The organism is Streptomyces sp. ATLC9 (assembly GCF_057196705.1).
Genome location: NZ_JBXUOY010000178.1, coordinates 1 through 11,192, shown reverse-complemented (window position 1 = coordinate 11,192; position 11,192 = coordinate 1). Strand labels below are relative to the sequence as shown.

The following is an 11,192-nucleotide window of genomic DNA, read 5'->3' as shown; positions in this document are numbered from 1 at the left end:
CGGCGGCATCGTCGCGGCCGCGGCCTCCTCGGCGGGTCCGGCGGGGACGGCCCGGGGGTCCGAGGTGACGGCCAGGCCCAGCCCGAGCCCGGCCGACGCCCACGCGGGTCGTGGCGGGAGCAGCCGGGCGGCCACCTCGCCGTACGAGCCTGCCGCCACGCCGGGGGACACATCCGGAAGACGGCCGGCCGCCGGAGGCGGATACCGCCGCGGGCACATCCGTCAGACCCGCAGCAGCTTCTTGACGATCTTCCCGGCGGGGTTGCGGGGCACCTGCTCGACGAACTCCACCCGCCGCGGGCGCTTGTAGGGCGCGAGCTGCCGTGCGACGTGGGCGAGCAGGTCCGTGGCCCGCGTGCCCGGCTCGGCGGCGACGTACGCCAGCGGCACCTCGCCGTAGTCGTCGTCGGGCATGCCGACGACCGCGGCGTCCCGGACCGCCGGGTGGGACATGAGAGCGCGCTCGATCTCCGAGGGATACACGTTCTGGCCCGCCCGGATGATGACGTCCTTGGTGCGGTCCACGAGGTGGATGCGGCCCGCGTCGTCCACGAAGCCCAGGTCACCGGTCCTGATCCAGCCGTCGAGGACGATCTCGCGCGTGGCTTCGGGGTCGTTCCAGTAACCCTGCATCACACCCGGTCCCCGCACGACGATCTCACCGATCTCGCCGCGTGGCAGTTCCCGCCCGGCCTCGTCGACAGGGCGGGCGGACATGCCGGGAACGACGCGCCCGCAGGGGATGCGGGCGGTGACGTCTCCGGGGGCCGGATGCTCGTCGGGGCCGAGGGTGACGAAGGGCCCGCCGACCTCCGTCATGCCGTAGACCTGCCGGAAACCGCAGTCGAGGCGCTCCACGGCCGCGGCGTACACATCCAGGGGCATGGGGGCGGCGCCGTAGAGGACCTCCCGCAGCGAGGACAGGTCGGCGCGTGCGGTGCCCTTGGCCTGGAGCATGAAGCGGAGCATCTGAGGGACCAGCCACATGTGGGTGGCGCGGTGCTCCTCCACCGCAGCCAGTGCCCGCTGCGGGGTGAAGCCGGGCATGAGCACGACGGTGGCGCCGGCGGCCAGGTAGGTCAGGGACACCACCATGCTGCCGTGGTACAGGGGGCAGCAGTTGACCATGACGATGTCGTCGGTGGGACGCACCACGGCCAGCCAGCCCAGGGCGATGGCACGGAACGAACCGCTGTCGACCGTGACGCCCTTGGCCTGCCCGGTGGTCGCCGAGGTGTGCAGTACGGCGATCGGGTCGGTGTCGGCCACCTCGGGCAGGTCACGCCCGGTGGCCGGGGCGCCCAGCGCCCTGAACGCCGGCTCGTCCAGCGCTACTCTGATCCGCACCGATGCCGGCAGTTCCAGGTGCCGGTCCAGCAGGTCCGACTCGCCGATGACGGCCACCGCTCCGACACGTTCGACGATGCCGGCGACCTCGGGCACGGCCAGGCTGTGGTTCAGCGGGACGAACAGCGCGCCGAGCCGGGCGAGCGCGAAGTAGGCCTCCAGGACCTCGACGCGGTCCTTGGACAGCACCGCGACGCGGTCGCCGCGCCCGATGCCCAGACCGGCCAGTCCCCGGGCCAGCTCGAGTGTGCGGTCGTGCAACTGCGACCAGGTGATCCGGCGCCGCTCGTCGACCAGCGCCAACCGGTCGGGCCGGCACTGCCGGTTGCGTTCCAGCAGTTGCGTCAGCCACATCACGCACCGCCGGCGCCGGCGGTGGAACGCTCGGCCACGAACCGCTCGTAGTCGGCGACCGTGCGCAGCCTCTCCATGTCGTCGGCGGTGATCTCCACACCGAGCCGCTGTTCGACGAGCAGGACCAGACGCACCAGGTCGCCGGAGTCGATGCCGCTCGCGGCGAGGTCGACGTCGTCACCGACCCGCTCGGCGTCGGCGAACTCCGCGGTACCGGTGAGTTCGACCAGCAACTCCCTGATGGCGCTCATGATTTCCCCTTTCGCCACGGCCGGTGGCCGTCGAGCGGATTTCGCGGGTCCCGTGTCACCCGAACAAGAGGCCCGCGCGGCGTGCGGCGATCCCCGCGGTCCGGTGTGAGCTTTGTCACGCGCCCGCACCGCCCGGCGCGGGGATAGCGGGACCCGCGCGGAGCCTCTTCCCGAGAGGGGAGAGCGCGCCGCCCGCCCGGCGGGACGGGCGCCACGACGCGCCGGGCGGCCGAAGCCCGAGGAAGTGCCGAAGGAGTGATGCCAGTGCCCAGGCCATACACCCGGTTCGAGGGCCGGGGCGTGCCGGCCGTGGCGGAGACCGGCCGCGGAGGCGGCGCATGAGCGCACGGCAGACCGCCGCCGCTCCCGCCGCGCAGGACGAACTGCTCGCGCACTTCGACGGTCTCATCGCCGCGGGGGCGACCGTCGAGCCCCGCGACTGGATGCCCGAGGGTTACCGCCGGATGCTGATCCGTCAGATCGCGCAGCACGCCCACTCCGAGATCATCGGCATGCAGCCGGAGGGCGCCTGGCTCACCCGGGCCCCCTCCCTGCACCGCAAATCGGTGCTCATCGCCAAGGTCCAGGACGAGGCCGGGCACGGGATGTACCTCTATTCCGCCGCCGAGACGCTGGGCGTGGACCGGGCCGAACTGCTCGACGCCCTGCACCAGGGCCGGCAGCGGGCCTCGGCGACGTTCAACCACCCCGCGCTGACATGGGCGGACACCGGCGCCATCGCCTGGCTGACGGACGGCGCCGCCGTCATCAACCAGGCGCCCCTGTGCCGCACCTCCTACGGGCCGTACGCCCGGGCGATGCGCCGCGTCTGCCAGGAGGAGGCTTTCCACGTACGGCAGGGATACGACCTCATGCGCGCCCTGTGCGAAGGCACGCCGGAGCAGAAGGCGATGGCCCAGGACGCGGTGAACCGCTGGTGGCTGCCGGCCGTGGCGCTGATGTTCGGGCCGCCCGACACCCGGACCGACGGTGACGGTGACGGCGCCCGCACCGCGGCACTCGGCGCCGCGGTCTCCCGCCGTGCCATGGCCTGGGGCATCAAGCGCCACACCAACGACGAACTGCGCCAGCGCTTCGTCGACAGCTGTGTCCCCCAGGCCGAACGCCTCGGACTCACCCTCCCGGACCCGGCGGTCCGCTGGAACGAGGAACGCGGACACTACGACTTCACCCCCGTCGACTGGGACGTCTACCGAGCGGCGCTCGGCGACGACACGCACTGGTCCCGGCAACGCGTCGCGCACCGGCGCGCGGCGCACGAGGAGGGCGCCTGGGTACGGGAGGCGTCCGCCGCGTACGCCGCGCGCTCCGAGGCCGCCGGGCCGCCCTCGGATGCGGACCCGGATCCGGACACGGGGGCGGACGTGGCCCCGGGAGAGACCGCGCGGGACCGGGCGGGTGAGCGCGTATGAGCCGGCGGCGGGAGGGCGCCCCGGCCTCCTGGGAGGTCTTCCTCAGGCCTCGCCGGGGCCTAGCCCACCAGCACGTGGGATCCGTACGCGCCGCCGACGCCGAAACGGCCCTGCTGCGGGCCCGTGACCTGTACACCCGGCGCGGCGACCCGCTGTCACTGTGGGTGGTCCGCTCGGAAGCCGTACACGCGGTCTCCCCGGACGAACACGACCCGTACTTCACGGGCGCCCGCCACAAGCCCTACCGGTATCCGGAGCACTTCGCGCCGCTGACCGAGAAAGGCCCCGACGGTGACCACCCCGACTGACCCGGCTCCCACCACCGAAACCGTCCGCCTCGACGCCCGCCTCGCCGTGCACCTGCTGCGACTGGGCGACGACGCCCTCGTCCTCGGCCAGCGGCTGTGTCAGTGGATCACGCGTGCGCCGACCATCGAGGAGGACATGGCCCTGTCCAACATCGCCCTCGACCTGATCGGCCACGCCCGCACGCTGCTCACCCTCAGCGGACACGCCGACGGCACCGGGCGCTCCGAGGACGACTTCGCCTTCACCCGCTCCGACCGGGAGTTCACCAACGCCCTGCTGACCGAACTGCCCGGCGGGGACTTCGCGGTGACCGTCGCCCGCCAGTTGGCCTACACCCACTACGCGGTCCTGTACTACGAGGCCCTGGCCGACTGTGCGGACGCCCGGCTGGCCGCGTTCGGGGAGCGGGCCGCCAGGGAGGTGGCCTTCCACCGGATGCACGCCGACAACTGGACGCTGCGGCTGGGGCTCGGCACCCCCGAGAGCTCCCGCCGTGCGCAACGGGGCCTGGAGCGGATATGGCCCTACACCGCCGAACTGTTCGAGGAGGACACGGTGGTGCGCCACCTCGCGGCGGCGGGCACGGTGCCCTCGCCGGCCCCGCTGCACTCGGTGTGGGAACGACGCGTGAGCGAGGTCGTGAACCGCGCGGGTCTGACCGTGCCGACCCCGAGCTGGCAGGCACGGGGCGGACGGGCGGGACTGCACACCGAGGAGTTCGGAGCGCTGATCGCCGAATTGCAGTCGGTGCACCGCCAGTTCCCGGGAGGTCGCTGGTGAACGGCCCGACCCCTCCGGCGACGGGGTCGGCACCGCCCCGGACGACACCCCCGGCGCCCCACCCCGTCGCACCCCTGCGCCCCGCCCGCACGGTGGCGGAGATCCGGGCCCTGGTGGAGGCAGTGCCCGATCCGGAGCTGCCGATGATCGGCCTCGGTGACCTCGGCGTGGTCCGCTCCGTCACCCCGGCCGCCGACGGAGTGCTCGAAGTGGAGATCACCCCGACCTACCTGGGCTGCCCAGCACTGCCCACCATCGTCTCCGCGATCCGGGACGTCCTCGCCGCGGGCGGCCACCCCGGGGGGCGGGTCCGGCAGACGCTGTCCCCGCCGTGGACGACGGACCGCATCACCGCGGCCGGACGGGAGAAGCTCGCCGCCCACGGCATCGCCCCGCCCGTACCCGCGCCGGCGAACGGCCCGGTCCCCGTCGCACTGGCCGAGGTGCCCTGCCCGCACTGCGGCTCCCGCGCCACCAGGCCGCACAGCCCCTTCGGACCGGCCCGCTGCCAGTCCGTGCTGCGGTGCACGGCGTGCCACGAGCTGTTCCCCCACCTGAGCGCGCTGTGAGGCCGACCGTGAACACCCCCACCACCGCAGGCCCCGGCACCACCCCCGCCACCACGCCCACAGCCCCCCGCACGGGATCCCCCGGCCGACCCCGGACCACGGGCCGGCGTACCGGCTGGCACCGGCTCACGGTAGCCGAGGTCCGGCACCTCACCGAGGACGCGGTCGCGGTCACCCTCGAGGTGCCCGATACCCTGCGCGACGCCTTCACCCACCGGCCCGGTGAGCACGTCGTCATCCGGCACCACCGTGCCGGTGCGGAACTGCGCCGCAGTTACTCGGTCTGCCCTCCGCCGGCCGACCCGGCCGCACTGCGTCTGGTGATCCGCCGCGGCGCCCCCGACGGCTTCGGGGCTCACGCCGTCACCGGCCTGTCACCGGGCGACGTCCTGGAGCTTTCCCCGCCCACGGGCGCCTTCGCCCTGCCCGGTCAGCCCGGCGGCCATCACGTCCTGATCGCGGGCGGCTCCGGCATCACACCGCTCGCCGCCATGGCCGCCGCCGCGCTGCGCCAGGACCCCGCCTGCCGCGTCTCCCTGATCCACTCGGTCCCGACGGCCGCCGACGCCCTGCTCGCCGACGAACTGTCCGGGCTGAAGGACTCGTTCGTCGACCGCTTCACCGTCCTGTACGTCCTCACCCGGGAGCACGGCAGCGGTCTGCCGGGCGGACGGATCGACGACGTGAAGCTGCCGCGCCTGCTCACCGCGGTCGACGCCCACTCCGGCCCGGGCACCACGTTCGCCCTGTGCGGCCCGGCCGGCATGGTCGTCGCGGTGCGCCGGGCGCTCACGGCGTGGGGCGCCGACCCGGCCCGGATCAGTTCGGAGCTGTTCACTCCCGCCGACACGTCGCCAAGGAGCGCGCCGCCCGGTCCGGCGGCCGCCCCGCGCCGCACCCGCGTCACCGCGCTGCTCGGCGGTCACCGCCGCCTGGCGACCGCCGGGCCCGAGGACGCCTCGGTCCTGGACGCGCTGCTGCGCACCCACCCCGACGTGCCCTACGCCTGCCGTGAGGGGGTGTGCGGCAGCTGCCGGGCCCGGGTCCTGTCCGGCCGGGTGACGGCGGACCCCCAGTACGCCCTCCACGCCGAGGAACTGGCCACGGGATACACGCTCGTGTGCCGGGCCCGGCCGCTCGGCACCGAACTCACCCTCGACTTCGACGCATGACCCGGTGCACGCCCGTCGCACCCCGGTTCCACCCCTGGTCCCACCCCACCCACCCGAAGGAGAAGACGTTGACCACCACCCTGCGACACGAGGGCAAGACCGCCCTGGTCACCGGAGGCAGCCGCGGCATCGGCCGGGCCGTCAGCCGCCGCCTGGGCCGCGAGGGCGCCCTCGTGGCGGTCCACTATGGCCATGACCGGGCGTCGGCCGAGCGCACGGTCAAGGAGATCGAGACCGACGGCGGCCTAGCCTTCCCCGTCCACGCCGAACTCGGCACACCCGGCGATGCCGACACGCTCTGGGAGGCCTTCGACCGGGCTCTGGCCGAGCAGGACGCGCGACCCGGCGTGGACATCCTCGTCAACAACGCCGGCATCACCCTTCCGCGCCGGATCGCGGACGTCACCGAGGCGGACTACGACCGGGCGTTCGCCATCAACACCAAGGCGCCGTTCTTCATCGTCCAGCGCGGACTGGACCGGCTGCGCGACGGCGGCAGGATCGTGAACGTCTCCTCGGTGGCCACCCGCGTGGCCTTCCCCCCGATCGTCGCCTACACCATGACCAAGGCCGCCCTGGACTACCTCACTCTCTCCCTCGCCCAGGAACTGGGCCCCCGGGGCATCACCGTGAACAGCGTCGCGCCCGGCTACACCGAGACGGAGATCAACCCCACGCTGAGCATCCCGGAGATCCGCCAGAGGTACTCGGACGCCTCCGTGTTCGGCCGGCTCGGCGCTCCCGCGGACATCGCCGACGTGGTGTCCTTCGTGGCGAGCGACGACGCCCGCTGGGTGACCGGCCAGTGGATCGACGCCTCCGGCGGCGTCCACCTCGGCGTCTGAGAAAGCCGCTCGCGGCACCGCTTCCCCGCGCCGCACGACCGGCGGCCCCCGCCCTGGCCGCACGGCCGCACTCCCGGCCGGCGGCAGCATTAGGAGATGCCATGAACGACAGCACGACGGCTCCCGTCCCGCCCACCGCCGACGACCTCGACCCGCCGACCCGGCCCTTTCCGGGGGCGAGCCCCTACGACACCTACGTGAGCGCGTCCGTCCTCAGCACGCTGCAGCGCCCCCTCACCGACGCCCCGGACGAGATGAGCTTCGTCGTCACCACCCAGGTGATGGAGTTGTGGTTCACCCTGATCGTCCACGAATGGCGCACCGCGAGGACGGCTTTCGCCAAGGACGACCTGGACGCCGCCATGGACGCGCTGGTACGCAGCCGCCGTGTCCTGACCGCCCTCAACGCCTCCTGGGCGCCGATCGCCACCCTGACGCCCGCCCAGTTCAACGGTTTCCGGGCCGCGTTCGGCCAGGCGTCCGGCTTCCAGTCGGCCATGTACCGGCACATGGAGTTCCTTCTGGGTGACAAGTCCGCCGAAATGCTCCGCCTGCACCAGGGTGACACCGCGGTCCACGAGGCGCTCGGCGAGACCTACCGCGAACCGTCCCTCTACGACGAGGTGCTGTCCTTCCTGTACCGGCAGGGTCTGCCCATCCCCGGCCACGTCCGGGACCGGGACGTGGCCACACCCCACAACTGCGATCCGGGTGTGGTCGAAGCCTGGCGGCAGGTCTACACCGGCCCGCAGCACGACCCGCTGCTCGCCCTCGGCGAACTGCTCACCGACATCGCCGAACTCCTGGCACGCTGGCGCTTCGACCACGTCATGGTCGTACGCCGTGCCATGGGCGCCAAGAGCGGCAGCGCCGGGTCCACCGGGCTCGCCTGGCTCGAGCGGCGCGCGACCCGCCCGGTCTTTCCCGAACTGTGGGAGGTACGCGGTGGCGTCTAGGACGATATCCGCCTTCGCGGCCGAGGAGGAGAAGCGGGTCCTGAGTCTGAGGCCGGTACTGGCACCGGTGCACGGCTCCTACGGAAACCACCCGCACCAGGTCTACGACGCCTGGCCCGCCGAAGACCCCGGCGCCCCGCTGGTGATCCTGCTGCACGGCGGCTACTGGCGCTACGACCGGATGCATCTGACCCCCTTCGCGGCGTACCTCTCGCAGCGGGGCTTCGACGTCCTGCTCCCGGGCTTTCGCCGGTCCGGCGGCGCCGGCGGCTACCCGGAGACGTTCGACGACATCGCGCGGATCGTGGACACCCTGCCGCGGGGACGGCCGTACGTCCTGGCGGGCCACTGCTCGGGCGGTCACCTCGCCCTGTGGTGCGCGGCTCGCGGCCTGCTGCCCCCGGGGTCACGTTGGCACACCCGCGGCCTGCCGACCGCCGTGCTGGCGCTCGCCCCGATCACGGACCTCGCCGCCACCCGCCGCGACGGCCTCAGCAACGGCGCCGCCCTGCAACTCCTGGGCGATGAGGCCCTGTTCGAGCAGCGGCTGCCGTCGGTCGATCCCCTCACCCTGCTGCGCGAGGCGGGCACGACCGGCGTCCCCACCGTGCTGCTGCACGGAGCCGTCGACGAGGAGGTCCCGCTCGCCCAGTTCGCGGACTACGCGTCCGTGCACCGTGACCTGAAGACCGTCGTGCTGCCCGGAACGGGCCACTACACGCTCATCGAACCGGGCGCGCCCGGCGCCCGCGCGGTCGCCGACACCCTGGGGGAGATGTCGGCCGCCTTCGGCGCGCGACGCCCGGCCGGCGAGGACCGAGAAGCCCCCCTGGCGTGACGATCTCCCTCACCGCCCCCGGCGAACAGGCCGCGCGGCCCGACTCCCTGCTCGGCCGCGGTGACGGGCGCCGCCGGGCAGGGGGAGCGGCCGCCCGGAGTTCGAGCCGCACGCGGGGAGGTTCCTCGCCGAGTACGGCGCCGATCCGGCGAAGGCGAAGCGGTCGGTGGGACCGGCGACGGGGATGACTTTCTCCGAGCTGGTGGCCGGTCATGTCGCGCTGCGGGCGCGGTTCCTGGACGAGTCGTTTGGTGAGTCAGGTCGCGGACGGGCATCGGACGAGGGGCGCCCCGGGAGAGCCGTGGTCCGGCAAGCGGTTCACGAGTCACCCCGGCCGATGCCCTGCGGCACGCTGCGGGCAGCCGGCCTGGCCGCGTGCCGCTGCCGCCGTACGAGTTCAGCGGTTCGGTCCCGGGGGCGCCCCGGCCGCTCACGGTCCGAAGTAGCCGTCGAAGTTCCGTGAGAACTCCCAACCGCCGTAGCGGTCCCAGTTGATCGACCATGTCATCAGGCCGCGCAGGTCGGGCCAGGTACCGTGCGTCCGGTAGGTGCCGCAGGCCGTGCCCTTGGTGAGACGGCCCAGCGCCTTGGTGACCTCGGCGGGACTGGTGTGCCCGCCACCGGCCCGGCTGGTCGCGGGCAGGCCGATCGCCACCTGCGAGGGCTTCAGCGGAGGGAAGATCTTGCCGGGGTCGCCCGCGACGGGGAAGCCCGTCAGCAGCATGTCGGTCATCGCGATGTGGAAGTCGGCGTTGCCCATGGTGTGGTAGTGGCGGTCCAGCCCCATGATCTGGCCGGAGTTGTAGTTCTGGACGTGCAGCAGCGTCAGGTCGTCGCGCAATGCGTGGATGACCGGCAGGTACGCTCCGGCGCGTGGATCCTGGCCGCCCCACCGCCCCGATCCGTAGTACTGGTGGCCCAGTTGCACGAAGAAGGTCTCGGGGGCCATGGTGAGGATGAAGTCCTCGCCGTAGCGGGCCTTGAGGGTCCTCAGCGCCGAGATCAGGTTGACGATGACCGGGCTCCTGGGATTCTCGAAGTCGGTGTCGCCGTCGTCCAGGGACAGGGAGTGGCCCTCGAAGTCGATGTCGAGGCCGTCGAGGCCGTACTCGTCGATGATCGCCGTGACCGAGCGGACGAAGGCGTCGCGTGCGGCCGTGGTGGTGAGGCGGACCTGGCCGTTCTGGCCTCCGATGGAGATCTGGACCTTCTTGCCCGCTGACTGCTTGGCCTTGATCGCCTGTTTGAACTCCTCTTCCGTCTCCACGTTCGGGCACTCGCTCGGCGGGCAGAGCGCGAAGTGGATGTCACCGGAGGTGGTGGAGGTGGGCTCGCCGAAGGCGAGGTTGATGACGTCCCAGGTGTCGGGAACGTCGGCCATGCGCGTGTAGCCGGAGCCGTTGGCGAAGCTGGCGTGGAGGTAGCCGACGAGGGCGTGGCGTGGCAGACCGCTGTCGGGGCCGCCGCCGTCGCCGGTCCGGTCGGTGGTGGCGGTGACGGGGGCGGACTTGGCGGACTCGCCGGCGCCGTTGACGGCGCTGACGCGGAACTCGTAGGAGGTGGCGGCCGCCAGTGCGGTGACGGTGGCGGAGGTGCCCTGTACCGACAGTGCTCTGGTTCCGTCCCGGTAGACGGTGTAGCCGGTGGCGCCGTCGACGGCGTTCCAGTTCAGGGTGACCGAGGAGGAGGTGGTCGCGCCGACGGTGGGGGTGCCGGGTGCGGCCGGGGGCTGGGGGTCGGGGTCGCCGGGGTCGCCGCCGGGGCCGGTGAGGGCGACGTCGTCCACGTGGTAGGCGTTCTGGCCGTGCCAGCCGTGGGTGTGGACGGTGGTGGGGGAGCGCGTTCTGAGAGGGCGTTTGGTCTAGGCGTATTGCCCTGTATGCCCTAGTATCTCGTGATCCTGTTCATGCCAGTTCGAGTTGTTATTGACGAGTTTCTTCATGTTGGTCGCGACGAGTCGGACTTTCGCGAGGACCTCGCCGGCGGTCGCGGTCCAGGTGAACGGTTTCGCGCCCTCGTTCCAGCTTGACTCTGTCGGGGATCTTGGAGTTTCCGAGGTCAGGTGCCCAGGGTGCGCCAGGATTTTGGCCGGGGGATCTCGCGCTGGTCGAGGTAGTTCTGGAAGGCAGTCGGCTGGCGGGGAGGGGGTGCTTCCTCGGTCGGTGACAGTCCGCTGAGGCGCTCGATGTTGACGGCGATGGCCGTCAGGACGTGCTGGACGTGGGCTTTTCCCTGTCCTCGGTAGCGGCAGCGGCGCATGCCGTGGCCGTGGGCGAACTCGTTGACCGTGCTCTCCACTCCGGAGCGGACCGCGTATCGGGTCTTCCACTCGGGCGTC

General features: G+C 72.6%; 11 protein-coding genes and 1 pseudogene. 8 read left to right on the top strand and 4 right to left on the bottom strand.

Annotation, left to right across the window (positions count from 1 at the left end; translation table 11 throughout):
* Nucleotides 1–222: 222 nt before the first annotated feature.
* Both AC2CJA_RS18160 and AC2CJA_RS18155 read right to left on the bottom strand, forming a co-directional pair.
* The gene (locus tag AC2CJA_RS18160; protein WP_484603750.1) at nucleotides 223–1,701 is read right to left on the bottom strand and encodes a class I adenylate-forming enzyme family protein; all 1,479 of its coding nucleotides are present in this window, start codon (nucleotides 1,699–1,701) and stop codon (nucleotides 223–225) included.
* The gene (locus tag AC2CJA_RS18155; RefSeq protein WP_484603749.1) at nucleotides 1,701–1,952 is read right to left on the bottom strand and encodes an acyl carrier protein; all 252 of its coding nucleotides are present in this window, start codon (nucleotides 1,950–1,952) and stop codon (nucleotides 1,701–1,703) included. The genes AC2CJA_RS18160 and AC2CJA_RS18155 overlap by 1 nt, the downstream gene beginning before the upstream one ends.
* A gap of 338 nt (nucleotides 1,953–2,290) precedes the next feature.
* On the opposite strand from AC2CJA_RS18155, the gene paaA reads away from it, so the two are divergent.
* The 8 genes from paaA to AC2CJA_RS18115 all read left to right on the top strand — a co-directional run bounded on the left by paaA (nucleotide 2,291) and on the right by AC2CJA_RS18115 (nucleotide 8,854).
* On the top strand, nucleotides 2,291–3,385 hold the full coding sequence (paaA, locus tag AC2CJA_RS18150) for a 1,2-phenylacetyl-CoA epoxidase subunit PaaA (RefSeq protein WP_484603748.1): 1,095 nt from the start codon (nucleotides 2,291–2,293) through the stop codon (nucleotides 3,383–3,385).
* The gene (paaB, locus tag AC2CJA_RS18145) at nucleotides 3,382–3,693 is read left to right on the top strand and encodes a 1,2-phenylacetyl-CoA epoxidase subunit PaaB (RefSeq protein ID WP_484603747.1); all 312 of its coding nucleotides are present in this window, start codon (nucleotides 3,382–3,384) and stop codon (nucleotides 3,691–3,693) included. Before paaA ends, paaB begins: the two co-directional genes overlap by 4 nt.
* Nucleotides 3,677–4,474, top strand: a complete 798-nt coding sequence (gene paaC / locus AC2CJA_RS18140) for a 1,2-phenylacetyl-CoA epoxidase subunit PaaC (RefSeq protein ID WP_484603746.1) — start codon at nucleotides 3,677–3,679, stop codon at nucleotides 4,472–4,474. The genes paaB and paaC overlap by 17 nt, the downstream gene beginning before the upstream one ends.
* Before the next feature lie 92 nt (nucleotides 4,475–4,566).
* Nucleotides 4,567–5,043 (top strand): 1,2-phenylacetyl-CoA epoxidase subunit PaaD, encoded by a 477-nt coding sequence (gene paaD, locus AC2CJA_RS18135; RefSeq protein WP_484603745.1) that lies wholly within the window; start codon nucleotides 4,567–4,569, stop codon nucleotides 5,041–5,043.
* An 8-nt stretch (nucleotides 5,044–5,051) separates the two neighbouring features.
* Nucleotides 5,052–6,215: a 2Fe-2S iron-sulfur cluster-binding protein gene (locus tag AC2CJA_RS18130; RefSeq protein ID WP_484603744.1), complete on the top strand. Its 1,164-nt coding sequence runs from the start codon at nucleotides 5,052–5,054 to the stop codon at nucleotides 6,213–6,215.
* A gap of 68 nt (nucleotides 6,216–6,283) precedes the next feature.
* Nucleotides 6,284–7,060 (top strand): SDR family oxidoreductase, encoded by a 777-nt coding sequence (locus AC2CJA_RS18125; RefSeq protein ID WP_484603743.1) that lies wholly within the window; start codon nucleotides 6,284–6,286, stop codon nucleotides 7,058–7,060.
* Nucleotides 7,061–7,161: 101 nt separating this feature from the next.
* Entirely contained in the window at nucleotides 7,162–8,016 is an 855-nt protein-coding gene (locus tag AC2CJA_RS18120) for a tryptophan 2,3-dioxygenase (RefSeq protein WP_484603742.1), read from the top strand.
* Nucleotides 8,006–8,854 carry an alpha/beta hydrolase family protein gene (locus tag AC2CJA_RS18115; protein WP_484603741.1) on the top strand — a complete coding sequence of 283 codons (849 nt, stop codon included), beginning with the start codon at nucleotides 8,006–8,008 and terminating at the stop codon, nucleotides 8,852–8,854. The genes AC2CJA_RS18120 and AC2CJA_RS18115 overlap by 11 nt, the downstream gene beginning before the upstream one ends.
* Nucleotides 8,855–9,284: 430 nt before the next feature.
* On the opposite strand, the pseudogene AC2CJA_RS18110 reads toward AC2CJA_RS18115, so the two are convergent.
* Nucleotides 9,285–10,682, bottom strand: a pseudogene (locus tag AC2CJA_RS18110) (chitinase); the annotation flags it as partial.
* A 230-nt stretch (nucleotides 10,683–10,912) separates the two neighbouring features.
* A partial coding sequence (locus tag AC2CJA_RS18105) for a transposase (RefSeq protein WP_484603740.1) occupies nucleotides 10,913–11,192 on the bottom strand: 280 nt, incomplete at its 5' end.